Origin of the sequence: Burkholderia sp. Ac-20384 (genome assembly GCF_017104605.1) — a bacterium.
GTDB classification, from domain to species: domain Bacteria; phylum Pseudomonadota; class Gammaproteobacteria; order Burkholderiales; family Burkholderiaceae; genus Burkholderia; species Burkholderia lata.
Genome location: NZ_JAAGPE010000229.1, coordinates 1 through 15,093, shown reverse-complemented (window position 1 = coordinate 15,093; position 15,093 = coordinate 1). Strand labels below are relative to the sequence as shown.

At 66.3% G+C, this 15,093-nt stretch carries 14 protein-coding genes and 1 other RNA gene; 8 read left to right on the top strand and 7 right to left on the bottom strand.

Annotated features, from left to right (window positions below):
* Together G3O00_RS30590 and G3O00_RS30585 are read right to left on the bottom strand one after the other, a co-directional pair.
* Nucleotides 1–2,772 (bottom strand): ESPR domain-containing protein (locus G3O00_RS30590; protein WP_206145252.1); only part of this gene is annotated, 2,772 nt, incomplete at its 3' end.
* 641 nt (nucleotides 2,773–3,413) lie between these two features.
* The gene (locus G3O00_RS30585; RefSeq protein WP_011350952.1) at nucleotides 3,414–4,325 is read right to left on the bottom strand and encodes a class II glutamine amidotransferase; all 912 of its coding nucleotides are present in this window, start codon (nucleotides 4,323–4,325) and stop codon (nucleotides 3,414–3,416) included.
* Between the two features lie 206 nt (nucleotides 4,326–4,531).
* On the opposite strand from G3O00_RS30585, the gene pyrC reads away from it, so the two are divergent.
* Nucleotides 4,532–5,596 (top strand): dihydroorotase, encoded by a 1,065-nt coding sequence (pyrC, locus tag G3O00_RS30580; RefSeq protein ID WP_011350953.1) that lies wholly within the window; start codon nucleotides 4,532–4,534, stop codon nucleotides 5,594–5,596.
* A gap of 65 nt (nucleotides 5,597–5,661) precedes the next feature.
* An RNA gene (gene rnpB, locus G3O00_RS30575) (RNase P RNA component class A) lies at nucleotides 5,662–6,073 on the top strand.
* Between the two features lie 70 nt (nucleotides 6,074–6,143).
* On the opposite strand, the gene G3O00_RS30570 is transcribed toward rnpB, so the two are convergent.
* Both G3O00_RS30570 and G3O00_RS30565 read right to left on the bottom strand, forming a co-directional pair.
* Complete coding sequence (locus G3O00_RS30570) at nucleotides 6,144–6,608, bottom strand: OsmC family protein (protein ID WP_172625585.1); 465 nt, start codon at nucleotides 6,606–6,608, stop codon at nucleotides 6,144–6,146.
* 410 nt (nucleotides 6,609–7,018) lie between these two features.
* Nucleotides 7,019–7,309, bottom strand: a complete 291-nt coding sequence (locus tag G3O00_RS30565; protein WP_206145251.1) for a DUF1090 family protein — start codon at nucleotides 7,307–7,309, stop codon at nucleotides 7,019–7,021.
* Nucleotides 7,310–7,620: 311 nt separating this feature from the next.
* Between G3O00_RS30565 and rplM the strand changes: the two genes are divergently transcribed.
* The 3 genes from rplM (at nucleotide 7,621) to erpA (ending at nucleotide 9,043) form a co-directional block, all read left to right on the top strand.
* Nucleotides 7,621–8,049: a 50S ribosomal protein L13 gene (gene rplM, locus G3O00_RS30560; RefSeq protein ID WP_009687896.1), complete on the top strand. Its 429-nt coding sequence runs from the start codon at nucleotides 7,621–7,623 to the stop codon at nucleotides 8,047–8,049.
* A gap of 11 nt (nucleotides 8,050–8,060) precedes the next feature.
* Nucleotides 8,061–8,453, top strand: a complete 393-nt coding sequence (rpsI, locus tag G3O00_RS30555) for a 30S ribosomal protein S9 (RefSeq protein ID WP_006476904.1) — start codon at nucleotides 8,061–8,063, stop codon at nucleotides 8,451–8,453.
* Between the two features lie 218 nt (nucleotides 8,454–8,671).
* Nucleotides 8,672–9,043, top strand: a complete 372-nt coding sequence (gene erpA, locus G3O00_RS30550) for an iron-sulfur cluster insertion protein ErpA (protein ID WP_011350956.1) — start codon at nucleotides 8,672–8,674, stop codon at nucleotides 9,041–9,043.
* A 113-nt stretch (nucleotides 9,044–9,156) separates the two neighbouring features.
* On the opposite strand, the gene G3O00_RS30545 is transcribed toward erpA, so the two are convergent.
* Entirely contained in the window at nucleotides 9,157–10,305 is a 1,149-nt protein-coding gene (locus G3O00_RS30545; protein ID WP_174934237.1) for an anhydro-N-acetylmuramic acid kinase, read from the bottom strand.
* Nucleotides 10,306–10,447: 142 nt separating this feature from the next.
* Here G3O00_RS30545 and tyrS point away from each other — a divergent pair, with 142 nt between their 5' ends.
* From tyrS to G3O00_RS30530, 3 genes are read left to right on the top strand one after another with little or no spacing between them, the layout of a single operon-like run.
* On the top strand, nucleotides 10,448–11,689 hold the full coding sequence (tyrS, locus tag G3O00_RS30540) for a tyrosine--tRNA ligase (RefSeq protein WP_011350958.1): 1,242 nt from the start codon (nucleotides 10,448–10,450) through the stop codon (nucleotides 11,687–11,689).
* On the top strand, nucleotides 11,686–12,144 hold the full coding sequence (gene dtd / locus G3O00_RS30535; protein WP_011350959.1) for a D-aminoacyl-tRNA deacylase: 459 nt from the start codon (nucleotides 11,686–11,688) through the stop codon (nucleotides 12,142–12,144). The genes tyrS and dtd overlap by 4 nt, the downstream gene beginning before the upstream one ends.
* A gap of 23 nt (nucleotides 12,145–12,167) precedes the next feature.
* A complete protein-coding gene (locus G3O00_RS30530; protein WP_206145250.1) occupies nucleotides 12,168–12,830 on the top strand; it encodes a histidine phosphatase family protein in 663 nt (220 codons plus the stop codon).
* 65 nt (nucleotides 12,831–12,895) lie between these two features.
* Here the strand turns inward: G3O00_RS30530 and G3O00_RS30525 are convergent, their stop codons facing one another.
* Both G3O00_RS30525 and G3O00_RS30520 read right to left on the bottom strand, forming a co-directional pair.
* The gene (locus G3O00_RS30525; RefSeq protein ID WP_206145253.1) at nucleotides 12,896–14,023 is read right to left on the bottom strand and encodes a ParB/Srx family N-terminal domain-containing protein; all 1,128 of its coding nucleotides are present in this window, start codon (nucleotides 14,021–14,023) and stop codon (nucleotides 12,896–12,898) included.
* 151 nt (nucleotides 14,024–14,174) lie between these two features.
* A partial coding sequence (locus G3O00_RS30520) for an oxygenase MpaB family protein (RefSeq protein WP_206145249.1) occupies nucleotides 14,175–15,093 on the bottom strand: 919 nt, incomplete at its 5' end.

Here is a 15,093-nt window from a genome sequence, read left to right as displayed (position 1 = left end):
GCCGGTGCCGTCGGATACGCGGATCGTCGACGCGTTGTTCGCCGTGCCGAGCGTGCCGATCACGACGCCGGTCGAGCCGGCGCCCGTCAGCAGCACCGTTTCGCGGTTCTCGAGCGTGCCGAGGTTCTGCGCGACGAAGCCGGTGACGCCGGCCGTCGATGACGTGACGGCGGCGTGGTTGGTGAGGGTCGTTGCGACCGGTGCGCCGGCATTGGCGCCGGTGAGGTCGTGCGCCTGGCCGTCGACGACGCCGGCGATCGCACCGGCCGCGTTCAGGTTGATCGTCGCGCCCGCGTCGATCGTGCCTTGCGCGCCGCCTTCGACCCCGATCGCGATGCCGTTAGCGCCGTTGACGTTGTAGATCGCGTTGCCGGTCGAAAGCACGGTGCCGGCATCGGTCGCGAGCACGCCGTGCGCGCGCTGGCCGTTGACGTCGGTCGTCAGCGCGCCGGCCGTCGACGTGCCCGTGTAGGCCGCGCCGCCCGCGACGCGGAACAGCGTCGAATCGTCGGTGTCGACGCTGAGGTGCTGCGCGGCGACGTTGATCTTCGAGCCCGCGCCATACGCGTAGAAGCCGATCTGGCTGGTGCCCGACATGAAGGCCGGCACCGCGTTGGCACCGACGTTGATCGTCGCGCCCGAGCGTGCGTGCACGCCGATCGCGCCGGTGCCTGTCAGGTTGAGCGCGCCGTTGAGCGTGGCCGTGGCGCTCGGCCCTTCGGCCCACACGCCATAGTTGCGCGTGCCCGAGGCCGGATCGAGGCCGCCGGCGACGTTGATCGTGCCGCTCGACAGGGCGGACGTTGCCTGCGCACCGGTGCCGACGACCATGATGCCGATACCGTTCACGCCGTTCAGCGTGATGGTGCCGGTATTGGTCACGGTCGCGGCCGTGTTGGCCGCGAGCATGCCGACGTTGGCGAGCGGTGTGCCGGACGCCGCGCCGTTGACGACGATCGTGCCTGCGTTGGTTAGCGTGCCGGAGGTCGAGCCGATGCTCGCCATCGCGGCGCCGTTCTGCGTCTGCGAGCCGATCACGATCGTGCCGAGGTTGCGCGCGGTGCCGGAATCGCCGAGCAGGATGCCGTATGCATGCGCGGCGAGCGCGACGTCGTTTGCTGCTCCACCGGGCGCGTACTGCGCCGAGCGGCCGAGGTAGATCGTGCCGCCGGCTTCGTTCGTGAAGCTGCCGCCGGCGACGAGGCCGCCGATCACCTGGCTGTCGAGCGTCGTCGCATTGACGCCGACGTTGATCGTGCCGGCGTTCGATGCCGTCGCGCCGCCTGTCACGGCGACCGCGTAGTTCTGCAGGTCCGGCTGGTTGCCGTCGAGCGTCCACGCGCCGACGTTCATCACGCCGTTGTTGACGAACGACGTGCCCGCGCCGTTCGCAAACACGCCGTTGCCTTCGGTGTACGCGTGGAAGTCGAAGTTGTTCGGCGGCGTGCTGCCGCTCGTGTCGAAGTCGTCGCCGGACGCGTACCCGGACGAGATCACGCCGTTGTTAACGCCGCTTGCACCGGTCAGCAGGCGCACCAGCGTGAAGTCGCCCGACAGGCGCCCGTCGTTGATGAAGTGCGCGCCGTTTTCCGCGAGGACAGCCGAGCTCGAGACGATCGTGTTGGTGCCGCGGAAGTCGATCTGGCCGTCCTTGCCGATCTGCAGCGTCGCGTTCGCGCCCGTGCCGTGCATCGCCGACAGGAAATCGATCGGCAGCGTGTTCTTGTCGCCCGAGGACACGTTGTTCTGATACTGGAAGGTTTGCTGCGAGAACGTGACCGCCTGGCTGAACGCGCTGTCGTAGGCGGCCTGCGAGCCGAGCGCGCCGCTTTGCACCGAGCGCACGAGAAAGTCGTTGTACGCGGCGAGCGATGTGGCGTCGGTGACCTTCCACGTGCTGCCGTCGAACGCGGTGAAGGTGCCTGCGTAAGCCGGCACGTCGAGCTGGCGGCTGCCGATGGCGCCGCCGTTCGCGAGGTAGTCGCCGGTGGTGAACTGGATCTGGTTGCGCGAGTTCCAGTTGACGGTGCTCGTCGTGGCGCCCGTGCCGTCCGCGAAGGTCAGGTCGGTCCCCTTCGCGGCCATCGAGATCGCGTTGCCGGCTGCATCGGGCGCGTTCGCCGCATTGCCGATCGACACGTTGAGCGTACCGCCGGTGGCGGTGACGGTGCCGATGCGCGTGTTCACATACTGGTTGCCGTTCACGTCGTGGTAGACGGGCACCTCGGTCGCGCCGGCCGTCGACGCGGAGAACGCGGACGAGTCGTAGGTCGCGACCGACGTGCGGGTGCCGGTGATCGAGTCGGGCGTGCTGACGCTATGCGTCTTGCCGCCGAGCGACAGCAGCGGCTGGTTCGGGTTGCCCGACACGATGGTCGTGCTGCCGATCGGCGTGAGCGTGTAGCCCGGGTCGCCGCCGGCGCCGGTCCATGCACCCGACACGCCGACGGTGTCGCCACCCGAGACGGTGGCGGAGCCTGCCAGGTTGTCGTTGACCGTCGGGCTGAAACTGCCGGGCGCGCAGGTGCCGCCGTTCGCGACAGCCGTGCCGCCGCCGCAGGTCGATGCGTGCACGGAACCGGCCGACAGCGCGGCCAGCAACGCGCCGAATGCCACGATGCGAAGCGAGGTCCGGTGCGTGGCCGCGTGTGCGGCGCGGCGGCGCGTGCCGGACGAACTACCCGAGCGTTTGCCGCGCGCCCGTGCCGTTTCCGCAACTGCGACCCAGCAGCCGGTGGTCTCGCTCCATATCGATCGAAATGAATGATTCACGACAAGCCCCTCTCTCTTCTTTTGATGTGGTTTTCACTGCGGCGCAGTGAAATCGCAATCCGCGGTGGAGAATGGCGTGAATGGGTGTGCGGCGGCCGTGGCCGTTTCTCCGCCAATCGCAATTCGTTACACCGAGGATGGGCGGAGTCTATTGATCGGGCGGGGGATGGATTGTCGGGAAGCTAACAAATGCGGCAATCATGCCGTTTTCATCGGCTATATTTTGATTGTGTGATGAATCGAACTGAAGGCCTTGGTGGATAAGGATTTGGTGGATTTGAGCGATATCGATTCGCGATTGCCGGATCGGTGAGGTGGCGCACGGTTTTCGCCAGACTCGTGCGTTAAAATGCCGATCCCGGATTATGTGCAGGCTGGACGTCGAATTTTATTTTTCCTTTTTGATTTATTTTCGTTTGAAGATAAATCAAATCGGGAAAATGTGGCGCGGCGTCGCTTCGATTTACCGGGCTGGGGTCCGGATGACGCGAATTCGGTGCTCGGATGGGCGATTTGTTCCGATGGCGAACGTTACTGTATCGCCTGCGCACGACGCCACCGTCGCGATCGGGCGCGGCGAGCCTTCGATTTGCCGCGCAGTGGCGAAAAGATGAAGGGAAGAGGGCGCTGGCGCGCCGGGCTCAGAAGTCGATTGCGTCGTCGGAATCGACTTCTGCGGCCGTGGCGAGCGCCTCGCGTGCGTCGCGCGGCGCCGATGCCGACGCGTCGAGCGCCGGATTGCGCAGCTTCTCGAGCACGCGTTCGGGCACCGGGATCTGCATCCGTGCGGCGACGTCGCCGCACTGGAACATGATCAGTTCGCCCGGCTCGAATGCGGTCCAGACTTCGTTGTCGGTGAGCGGCTGCGTCGCGATCACCGCGACGCGATCCTCGGGCGTCGTGTATTTCGCGAAGTCGATCGACAGGTCTTCGTCGACGAGATGCGCGGTCGAGAACGGCCAGCGCCGCACGAGGTAATGCAGCCGCGTCGAGCAGTGCGCGAACAGCGCCTGGCCGTTCGACATCAGGAAATTGAACACGCCGTGATCGGTGATCCCGCGCGTCAGCTCGCCGACGCGCTCGAACAGTTCGGGCAACGGCGGCTGCGCGCCGGGGAATGCTGCGCGCAGCCCTTGCATCAGCACGCAGAATGCCTGTTCGCTGTCGGTCGTGCCGACCGGATGGTAGACGCTGCCGTCCATGTCCGGTGCGTAGTCCTGCAGGTCGCCGTTGTGCGCGAAGATCCAGTGCCGGCCCCATAGCTCGCGCATGAACGGATGGCTGTTCTCGAGCAGGATGTGGCCTTGCGTCGCCTTGCGGATGTGCGCAATCGTGTTCTTGGACTTGATCGGGTAGCGCTTCACCATTTCGGCGATCGGCGACGTGGCTGAGGCCTGGTGATCGATGAACAGGCGGCAGGCTTTATCTTCGAAGAACGCGATGCCCCAGCCGTCGGCGTGGTGATCGGTAAGCCCGCCCCGGGCCGCGAAACCTGTGAAGGAGAATGTGACGTCCGTCGGCGCGGCGCAGTTCATTCCTAAGAGTTGGCACATTTTACTTGGGGCAGCAGGCTGAGGCGGGGGGTAACGAACCGGGCGAACCCCGGTACAATGCGGCTTCTAGCATATCACCGAGCCCTGAGCGGTAAAAAGCGGATTCCGCTGGCCAAAGGCCCCGTGTTGCGGTTTGCCGTCAGTCGGCCCGCGGCACGCGTGTTCCGGCCCCGCCGACGGCCAGCCCGTTCCTCACGACGCCTCCTATGACTGCCTCGAACGCTTCTTCCCCGGCGACGCTTTCGCTCGCCCGTCCCGACGACTGGCACCTGCACCTGCGAGACGGCGACATGCTGGCCGCCGTGCTGCCGCACACCGCACGCCAGTTCGGCCGCGCCATCGTCATGCCGAACCTGAAGCCGCCGGTGACCACCACCGCGCAGGCGCAGGCCTATCGCGAGCGCATCCTCGCCGCGCTGCCGGCCGGGATGACGTTCGAACCGCTGATGACGCTGTACCTGACCGACAACACGCCGCCCGACGAGATCCGCCGCGCGCGCGAAAGCGGCTTCGTGCACGGCGTGAAGCTGTATCCGGCCGGCGCGACGACGAATTCCGACCACGGCGTCACCGATCTCGCGAAATGCGCGAAGACGCTCGAGGCGATGCAGGAAACCGGCATGCCGCTGCTGGTGCACGGCGAAGTGACCGATGCGTCGATCGACCTGTTCGACCGCGAGAAGGTCTTCATCGACCGCGTGATGACGCCGCTGCGCCGCGATTTCCCGGGCTTGAAGGTCGTGTTCGAACACATCACGACGAAGGATGCGGCCGACTACGTGCGCGACGCGGACGCGGCGCCCGGCCTGCTCGGCGCGACGATCACCGCGCATCACCTGCTGTACAACCGCAATGCGCTGTTCGTCGGCGGGATTCGCCCGCATTACTACTGCCTGCCGGTGCTGAAGCGCGAGACGCATCGCGTCGCGCTGGTCGAGGCCGCGACGTCGGGCAATCCGCGCTTCTTCCTCGGCACGGACAGTGCGCCGCATGCGCGCGACGCGAAGGAAACCGCGTGCGGCTGCGCGGGCTGCTACACGGCGCTGCACGCGCTCGAACTGTATGCGGAAGCGTTCGACACGGCCGGCGCGCTGGACAAGCTGGAAGGCTTCGCGAGCTTCTTCGGCGCCGATTTCTACGGGCTGCCGCGCAGCGCCGAGACGGTCACGCTGCGTCGCGAGGCATGGGAGCTGCCGCGCGAGATCTTCGCGGGCGATACGCCCGTCGTGCCGCTGCGCGGCGGCGAGACGATCGGCTGGAAACTGGCGTGACGGTCGCACCGCCGCGCGCGCCCGGCCACACGGCCGGCCGCGCTCGGTGCTAGAATGCGCGTCGCAAAGCAGGCCAGGCAGTCGCGGCCTCGCCGCCTTCGGGCGCGCGGGGGCGAGGAAAGTCCGGACTCCACAGGGCAGGGTGATGGCTAACGGCCATCCGTGGCGACACGCGGAACAGGGCAACAGAAAGCAAACCGCCGATGGCCCGGCGCAAGCCGGGATCAGGTAAGGGTGAAACGGTGCGGTAAGAGCGCACCGCGGCGACGGCGACGTTCGCCGGCACGGTAACCTCCACCCGGAGCAATTCCAAGTAGGCAGGCGCGCATTTTCGGATGCAGGACGGGGCCCCCGTCTCGTCTGCGGGTAGGAAGCTTGAGCGCGTCAGCAATGGCGCGCCTAGAGGAATGGCTGCCACGCGTTGCGTGCTTCGGCGCGCAGCGTGCACAGAATCCGGCTTATCGGCCTGCTTTGCCGTTCGAATGCGAAAGGGCCGGCGTCTCCCAACGGAGCGCCGGCCCTTTTTTCATGCGCGCTTGCCGTGCGTTCAGCCGGCGACGATGTCGAACGAATGCGTGAGTTCGGCCGTCTTCGCGATCATGATCGACGCGGAGCAATACTTGTCGTGCGACAGGTTGATCGCGCGTTCGACCGTGGACGGGTTCAGGTTGCGCCCGGTGACGGTGAAGTGGAAGTGCACCTTCGTGAATACCTTCGGATCTTCGCTCGCGCGCTCGGCCTTCAGCGTGACCGAGCAGCCGCTGACTTCCTGGCGGCTCTTCTTCAGGATCAGTACGACGTCATAGGCCGTGCAGCCGCCGGTGCCGAGCAGCACCATTTCCATCGGGCGCGGCGCGAGATTGTGGCCGCCGCCTTCGGGCGCGCCATCCATCGTGACGAGGTGGCCGCTGCCGGTCTCGGCGGAAAACGCCATGCCGTCCTGGCCCATCCAGCTTACTTTGCATTCCATGCTTGCACTCCAGCGTTGCCTGATTCGGATTCGATCCGGCATTGTAGCCCGCTGAGCAACGGTCGGCTGATGCGCTGCACGACGCGCAATGCCGGAGCCGCGCGAGCCGCGTGCCGGACGGCCAATTCCCGCTCGAATTTAGGGGTTTTGCTCTAGAAGAGGGCGGTTCCTGACCCTGTCTTGCGGTATCAGGTGATTGATTTCAAAGGGGAAACCAATTTTTCAAACGGGTTTCCGTGAATTTCGCATTATGGTGTTTGATTTCGTAATGCAAATTTTCTTGTGGAGTCTGCGACGCGTTCGTATAATGAGCCTCATTGGTTGTCGCGCTGCGGCAACCTCCGAATGTCTCCTCCACCCTCCTCCTATGGTGGATTAAGCCCGAACCAGCCGTTCGGGCTTTTTTTCGTCCCATGCAAACATCGGCGCGCGGCTCGCGCGCCCCGGCATCGTTACACCGGTTGCTTGGCGGCCGGCTGCGATGTCGCGCCGGGCAGCGTGCCGGGCGAGCGTGCATCGGGGGCCGGCGCGTGGCCGTGCCCGCGTGCGCAGAAATGACGGACGCGTTCGCGCACCGCGCGCAGGCGGGCGACGCGATCCTCGGCGTGGGCGGCGCGGGCTTCGGCAATGCGTGTATCGAGTGCGTCGAGCTTGGCTTCGCAGTCGGCGCGGGCGGCGACGGCAGGCGCCGCGGCGGCCAGCAGCGCGGCCGTGAGGAAGGGCGTAAGTCGTTGATTCATCATGCTTGTTTGTTGTTTTCCAGATTCGGCCGGTCTGGCGCGGGATGGTCATGTGCCGCGCGTCGATGGGTGCCTCCCCGGGCGCTCGGTTCGCCTGGCTTGTCGGGGCACGAACGGATTTTGGCCCATTTCGGCCGCCGTGGACACGGGATGTGGATTCCCTTTGACCGCGTTGCCGTATTTCCTTTATAATTCAGGGCTTTTCCGCATTCATGCCCACGGAAAAAGAACAGGGAGAGCCTGCACCGCGCCTCGAAGCGCACACAGACAAGCAGGAAGAACACATCGGGCAAAGCAATTTTTTTGGATCGATCATGAAGACGTTTTCCGCAAAAGCCCATGAGGTGACGCGCGAATGGTACGTGATTGACGCGACGGATAAGGTTCTCGGCCGTGTTGCCAGCGAAGTGGCACGCCGTCTGCGCGGCAAGCACAAGCCTGAGTTCACCCCGCACGTCGACACTGGTGATTTCATCATCATCATCAACGCAAGCAAGTTGAAGGTCACGGGCAACAAGACTCTGGACAAGAAGTACTACCGTCACTCGGGTTACCCGGGCGGTATCTATGAAACGACGTTCGGCAAGATGCAAGAACGCTTCCCGGGCCGCGCGCTCGAGAAAGCGGTCAAGGGCATGCTGCCGAAGGGCCCGCTCGGCTACGCGATGATCAAGAAGCTGAAGGTCTACGCTGAAGCTACGCATCCGCATTCGGCTCAACAGCCGAAGGCGCTCGAGATCTAAGGGGAGCCCACATGATCGGTAACTGGAACTACGGTACGGGCCGCCGCAAGAGCGCAGTCGCACGTGTCTTCATCAAGGCTGGCAAGGGCGACATCATCGTCAACGGCAAGCCCATCGCTGACTACTTCTCGCGCGAAACGTCGCTGATGATCGTGCGTCAACCGCTGGAACTCACGAACCACGGCCAGACGTTCGACATCAAGGTCAACGTCAACGGCGGCGGCGAAACGGGTCAGGCAGGTGCAGTGCGCCACGGTATCACCCGTGCACTGATCGACTACGATGCGACGCTGAAGCCGTCGCTGTCGAGCGCAGGCTTCGTCACGCGCGATGCACGTGAAGTCGAGCGTAAGAAGGTTGGTCTGCGCAAGGCACGCCGCGCAAAGCAGTTCTCGAAGCGTTAATTCCGCTTCATGGCCTCGCCGCTCCCGGGCGGCGTCCGCCGGAAAAACCGCCAGTGTTCGCGCTGGCGGTTTTTTTATGTCCGTTTCCAGGCGCGTGCTGCCGCGGCCCGCGCGGGCGTGTTTGATGAAATCGACAAGAACCTATTGATTTCATGGACTTCAGCACGATCTTCTGATCGGCCCTACAATAGCGGCTAAAGCTTTTTGGAGAGTTCGCAATGAACGCTGTTACCGAATCCGCAGCAACGACGGCCGAAATGCCGGTTCCGTTCGTCTTCACCGACGCCGCAGCCGACAAGGTCAAGCAACTGATCGACGAAGAGGGCAATCCCGACCTGAAGCTGCGCGTGTTCGTGCAGGGTGGCGGCTGCTCCGGCTTCCAGTATGGCTTCACGTTCGACGAGGAAGTCAACGAGGACGACACCGTGATGAACAAGAACGGCGTCCAGCTCCTGATCGACTCGATGAGCTACCAGTACCTGGTCGGCGCAGAGATCGACTACAAGGACGACCTCAACGGCGCCCAGTTCGTGATCAAGAACCCGAACGCGAGCACCACCTGCGGGTGCGGCTCGTCGTTCTCGGTCTGAGCACACGGCTGATCCGACCCGGTTCGCCGGAATGAAAAACGGGGCTTCATGCCCCGTTTTTTTATGCCCGTTCGCAATGGCGATGCGGTGCCCGCCGTATGGCAGGCGCCGCGTCAGCGCGGATAGAGCGCGCCGAGCACGCGGTTGCCGGCCGCACCGGTGACCGTCGCGAGATTGCCGGGCTGACGCGCGGTGAAACGGTACGCGAGCCACGCGAACGCGAGCGCCTCGACCTGCTGCGGCGGCACGCCGAGCGCGGCTGTCGTATCGACCGTGGCCGGCACGCCGGCCTCGCGCAGCGCGTGCCGGAGCGCGTCGAGCAGCACCGGATTGCGTGCGCCGCCGCCGCAGACGAACACGGCCTTGCAGCCGGCTGCGTGTTGCGCGATCTCGCGTGCGACCGACACGGCGGTAAGCGCGGTGAGGGTTGCCTGCACGTCCTCCGGCGCAACCTGTGCGAACGCGGCGAGCTTCGCGTCGAGCCATGCGGGATTGAACAGGTCGCGCCCGGTGCTTTTCGGCGGCGGTGCAGCGAAATACGGCTCGTCGAGCAGCGCGTCGAGCAGCGGCGCGTGGACGGTGCCGCGCGCGGCGAACTTGCCGCCGTCGTCGTACGGCTTGCCGAGATGGCGGGTCGCCCATTCGTCGAGCAGCGCATTCGCGGGGCCGCAGTCGAAGCCGCGCACATCGCCGCCTTCGCCGGGCAGGATCGTGATGTTGCTGATCCCGCCGAGATTGCAGACGACGCGCGTCTCGCCCGGCGCGCCGAACACCGTGGCATGGAAGGCCGGCGCGAGCGGCGCGCCATGGCCGCCTGCAGCGACGTCGCGGCTGCGGAAATCGGCGATCACGTCGACCTGGGTCAGCTCGGCGAGCAGGGCCGGATTGTTGATCTGCCGCGTATAGCCGCGCTCGGGGCGATGGCGCACGGTCTGGCCGTGCACGCCGATCGCGCGGATCTCGTCGCGCGACAGTCCGGCCGTGCGCTGCAATTCGTGGCAGCACACCGCGTAGCGAGTGACCAGTGCGTTCGCCGCGAGCGATTCGCGGTCGATCTCGTCGTCGCCGGGCTGCTGCAGCGCGAACAGCGCGTCGCGCAGCGATTGCGCGAAGCCGACGAACGCTTCCGCGAGCACGACCGGTGCCTTGCCGGCCTCGAAACGCACGGCGACGCCATCGACGCCGTCCATGCTGGTTCCCGACATCAGCCCGAAGTAGATGCCGTCGGCCGGATGGGCGTTTTGCGGCTGTCGTTGCGGCACGTTGGGTTCTCCTGGATCGTGCGGCGCGGGCCGGTGCCGCGCGCCTTGCGCCCGATTATCCGCGCAACGTGACGCGCCGTTAAGCGATGGGCGCGCAAGTTATGGGAAAATCCCTGTCTTTGCGACATTCTTCCTGGCACCGATGAGCACCGAACCCAGTTCCAAGCCTGTTTTCCCGATCACCGACGAAGTCCGGCATGCGCTCGCCGTCACGAAGCGCGGCGTCGACGAGCTGCTGGTCGAGGAAGAGTTCGCGCAGAAGCTCGCGCGCAGCGCGGCGACGGGCACGCCGCTTCGCATCAAGCTCGGCCTCGACCCGACCGCGCCTGACATCCACATCGGCCATACGGTCGTGCTGAACAAGATGCGTCAGCTGCAGGACCTCGGCCACACGGTGATCTTCCTGATCGGCGATTTCACGTCGCTGATCGGCGACCCGTCGGGCCGCAACGCGACGCGCCCGCCGCTCACGCGCGAGCAGATCGAGTCGAACGCGAAGACCTACTTCGAGCAGGCCGCACTCGTGCTCGACCGCGACAAGACCGAAATCCGCTACAACAGCGAATGGTCGATGCCGCTCGGCGCGGACGGGATGATCAAGCTCGCGTCGCGCTACACGGTCGCGCGGATCCTCGAGCGCGAGGATTTCACGAAGCGCTTCCAGGGCGGCGTGCCGATCTCGATCCACGAATTCCTGTACCCGCTGATGCAGGGCTACGACTCGGTCGCGCTGAACGCCGACCTCGAGCTCGGCGGCACCGACCAGAAGTTCAACCTGCTGGTCGGCCGCGAACTGCAGAAGCAGTACGGCCAGGAACAGCAGTGCATTCTGACGATGCCGCTGCTCGAAGGCCTCGACGGCGTCGAGAAGATGTCGAAGTCGAAGGGCAACTACGTCGGCATCAGCGAGCAGCCGACCGACATGTTCGGCAAGCTGATGAGCATCTCGGACACGCTGATGTGGCGTTACTTCGAGCTGCTGTCGTTCCGCCCGATGGACGAGATCGGCGGCTTCAAGCGCGAGATCGAAGGCGGCCGCAACCCGCGCGATTTCAAGGTGCTGCTCGCGCAGGAAATCGTCGCGCGCTTCCACTCGCAAGCCGATGCCGAGCGTGCGCTCGAAGATTTCAACCACCGCGCGAAGGGCGGCGTGCCGGACGACATTCCGTCGGTCACGCTCGCGGGCGCGCCGCTGGCGATCGGCCAGCTGCTGAAGCAGGCTGGCCTCGTGCCGTCGACGAGCGAGGCACTGCGCAACATCGAGCAGGGCGGCGTGAAGATCGATGGCGCGACCGTGTCGGACAAGGGCCTGAAGGTCGAAGCCGGCGAGTTCGTCGTGCAGGTCGGCAAGCGCCGCTTCGCGCGCGTCACGCTGACCGCATGATCGCGCTGATCCAGCGCGTGAAGCGCGCCGACGTGCGCGTCGGCGACCGCACGACCGGCGAGATCGGCGCGGGCCTGCTCGCGCTGGTCTGCGCGGAGCGCGGCGACACCGACGCAGCGGCCGACAAGCTGCTCGCGAAGATGCTCGGCTATCGCGTATTCAGCGACGCCGCCGGCAAGATGAACCTGCCGGTATCGAATATCGACGGTGAGGGTCGCGCGGGCGGCCTGCTGCTCGTGTCGCAGTTCACGCTGGCGGCCGATACCAACAGCGGGCTGCGTCCGAGCTTCACGCCGGCCGCGCCGCCCGACGAAGGCGCGCGGCTGTTCGACTATTTCGTTGCGGCTGCGCGTGCGCGCCATCCGGTCGTCGAGACGGGCGAGTTCGGCGCTGACATGCAGGTGTCGCTCGTCAACGACGGCCCCGTGACATTCTGGCTGCAAGTGCGGCCCTGATTCTTCCCCGGAGACGCGCCGCGATGGCCACCACGCAGATTCTTTTCATCCGCCATGGCGAGACGGCCTGGAATCGCATCAAGCGCATCCAGGGTCATATCGACATCCCGCTGGCCGAAACGGGCCTCGAGCAGGCGCAAAAGCTGGCCGCGCGGCTCGCACGCGACGTGCGTGACGGCGCACGGCTCGACGCGATCTATTCGAGCGACCTGATGCGCGCGCAGCAGACTGCGCAGCCGTTCGCCGACGCGCTCGGGCTTTCGCTGCGGCTGCGGGAAGGGCTGCGCGAACGCTCGTACGGCCAGTTTCAGGGGCACGACAGCGCCGAGATCGAGACGCTGTTCCCCGACGCGTACGCGGCCTGGCAGACGCGCGACCCCGGCTTCGCGCCGGAGGGCGGCGAGTCGCAGCGCGAGTTCTACCACCGCGTGCTGCATGCGCTCGAACCGATCGTCGCCGAGCATCCGGGCGGCCGGATCGCATGCGTCGCGCACGGCGGCGTGCTCGATTGCGTGTACCGGTTTGCGAACGGCATCGAGCTGTCGGCGCCGCGCAACTATCAACTGCTCAACACGAGCATCAACGTCGTCAATTACGTCGATGGCCGCGCGCAAGTCGTGCAGTGGGCCGACGTGTCGCACCTGGACGCGGCAAGCGACGACGACGGGTACCGCAAGGTGCTCTGAGCCAGCAGGCCCCGTCCGGCATCGCCGGCCGGGGTGGCCTTCCTGCGTGGCGGTTGCCGCTTGCCTTACTGCGGCAGCGCGTGGCGCGTCTTGTAGTCGAGCGCGTACGCGAGCTTGCCGGGCTTTTCCGCCGTGATCGGCTGGCGCAGCTTGTCGAACTCTCCCTTGCTGTATTTCTTCCCGCCGTTGATCGCGTCCGCGCGGCCGAGGTCGGCGCCCGTCTTGCCGTCGATCACCGGGTCCATGGCCGCGACCATGCGCGTCGACGCATTCCAGACCGCGTTCAGGTAACCCGTGTCGGCCTTCGCCGGATCCGGGTCGGTTGTGCCGGCGCGCGTCAGGTCATAGCCGGTGAGCGCGAACGTGCCCGGTTGCGCGCGCAGCCAGTCGGCCCAGTAGAACTCGAGATAGTCGGTCGCTTGTGCGGGCTTGCTGTAGCCGATGTCGCGCGTGAAATAGACGAGCGAGCGGTAGCGGTCGTTCGTCATCCCGAGTTTCAGGCCGAGCCCGGTCGGCAGTTGCGCCGTCGTGATCGGCTTGCCTTCGCCGTTCTTGAGGCGCAGATAGCCGCGGCTCTGCATCTGCTGCCAGAACGCGTCGCCCGAGTAGTCGCTGAGGTTGTCCTTGACGACGACGTGTACGTGCAGCGCCGGGCCGCCGTCGGGCGTCTCGTAGTAGGTCGACAGGCCGTGATGGCCGTCGGTCAGGTACAGAGCATCGCCGTTCGGGCCGATCACGACCGGGTTCAGCACCGAGCGGTCGCGGGCGTTCGCATCGGTGGTCGCGCACGTGTAGCTCGCGGGATCGCGCAGCGTCGACTTGGCCGTATAGCCGCTCGATGCGACGCCGACGAGGCCTTCGTCCGCGCAGAAGTCGTCGAATTTCTTGTCGGGCTGCAATTCGTAGCGGCCGAGCTTGTAGTAGATCTGGTCGTAGCCGATCGCACCCTGCGTGGGATGGAGGTCGCCGAGCGTCACGTCGATCAGGTCGCCCGCGCGAGCGGCCTTCCACTTGCCCGGTTGCGGCGTGACGGTGGCCGGCGGCGTGGGGGCCGGCGTGGTCGGGGTGCCGCCGGATGGCGTTTGCGCGTCCGAACGCGCGACGGCGGCGACATCGTCGCCTCCGCAGGCGGAAAGGGCGAAAACGGTGGACAGGCTGGCGGCAAGGGCGAAACGGATCGGCAGGCGTGGCATCGCGGGCATCGAGTGTCGGTCGGGTGGGCGGGACACCGCGCGGGTCACGACAGGCGGGACGTGCGGCACGGGCGACCGTGCGCGGGTGCAAGCCCGTCAGCTTGTCACAGGTATTTGACAGTAAATTGAAATGATAGGAGGAAGCGAATCGTCAGGCGGGTGGAGTGCCGTCGGGCGGTGTCGCTGCGGCACGGCGGCGCGCACGCTTTGACGCGCCGTTCACGAGCGCCCAGCGCAGCACGGGGGCAACGACCCGGATACCGGGCCGGACCACCGCGCGTCGCAGCGGCGCGAAGGCCGACACGCCGAGCATGCGCTGCGCCCACGGCGGCAGCAGGTCGATTCCCGCGTGCATCACCAGCGACGCGGCCGGCCGCAGGGCAGGCTTCGCGACCGGCACGTTCAGCAGGATGGACATCACGTCGAACGTGCGCGGCCCGGCCTCGAGCTCGGGCTGCATGCGCGCGAGATACGCGGCCACCTCGGCACGCGAACGGGGCACCTCGTGTGCGCCGAGCAGTTCGGCGATCAACGCCGTTTCTGCGTAGTAGCGGTCCTGCAACTCGCCCGGCAGCGCCGGATTCACGTAGCGCAGATGCGCGGCAAGGAAACTCGACACTTCGGCGACATGCACCCAGGTCAGCAACGCCGGATCGTCGGCACGGTACGGCCGACCGTCCGGCGCGGTGCCCGAGATGTGCGCGTGGATCGATTTCACGCGCTCGATCAGCGCGAGTGCATCTGCGCGACTGCCGAACGTCGTACCGGTGATGAACGTGGCGGTGCGTCGCAGGCGGCCGAGGATGTCGGTGCGGAACGACGAGTGATCCCAGACGCCCGCGAGTGCGAGCGGGTGGAGCGCCTGCAGCAGCAGCGCGGCGATGCCGCCCGTCATCATCGACGTGAAGTCGGCATGTACGCGCCAGCAGACGGCATCGGGGCCGAACAGCCCCGGGTCTCCCGGCGGCGAAGAGAGGTCGAGCGACGGGCCGCCGCCGCCCGCCGTCAGGTGCGTGACGCCGGCCACGAGCCGCTTGCGGATCGGCTCGGCCCAGCGCGGGCCCGGTGCA

What these genes read in the sequence shown, in the direction of transcription:
- G3O00_RS30585 (WP_011350952.1), bottom strand. Translation starts at nt 4,325, where the DNA reads ATGTGCCAACTCTTAGGAATGAACTGCGCCGCGCCGACGGACGTCACA.
- pyrC (WP_011350953.1), top strand. Translation starts at nt 4,532, where the DNA reads ATGACTGCCTCGAACGCTTCTTCCCCGGCGACGCTTTCGCTCGCCCGT.
- G3O00_RS30570 (WP_172625585.1), bottom strand. Translation starts at nt 6,608, where the DNA reads ATGCCGGATCGAATCCGAATCAGGCAACGCTGGAGTGCAAGCATGGAA.
- G3O00_RS30565 (WP_206145251.1), bottom strand. Translation starts at nt 7,309, where the DNA reads ATGATGAATCAACGACTTACGCCCTTCCTCACGGCCGCGCTGCTGGCC.
- rplM (WP_009687896.1), top strand. Translation starts at nt 7,621, where the DNA reads ATGAAGACGTTTTCCGCAAAAGCCCATGAGGTGACGCGCGAATGGTAC.
- rpsI (WP_006476904.1), top strand. Translation starts at nt 8,061, where the DNA reads ATGATCGGTAACTGGAACTACGGTACGGGCCGCCGCAAGAGCGCAGTC.
- erpA (WP_011350956.1), top strand. Translation starts at nt 8,672, where the DNA reads ATGAACGCTGTTACCGAATCCGCAGCAACGACGGCCGAAATGCCGGTT.
- tyrS (WP_011350958.1), top strand. Translation starts at nt 10,448, where the DNA reads ATGAGCACCGAACCCAGTTCCAAGCCTGTTTTCCCGATCACCGACGAA.
- dtd (WP_011350959.1), top strand. Translation starts at nt 11,686, where the DNA reads ATGATCGCGCTGATCCAGCGCGTGAAGCGCGCCGACGTGCGCGTCGGC.
- G3O00_RS30530 (WP_206145250.1), top strand. Translation starts at nt 12,168, where the DNA reads ATGGCCACCACGCAGATTCTTTTCATCCGCCATGGCGAGACGGCCTGG.
- G3O00_RS30525 (WP_206145253.1), bottom strand. Translation starts at nt 14,023, where the DNA reads ATGCCACGCCTGCCGATCCGTTTCGCCCTTGCCGCCAGCCTGTCCACC.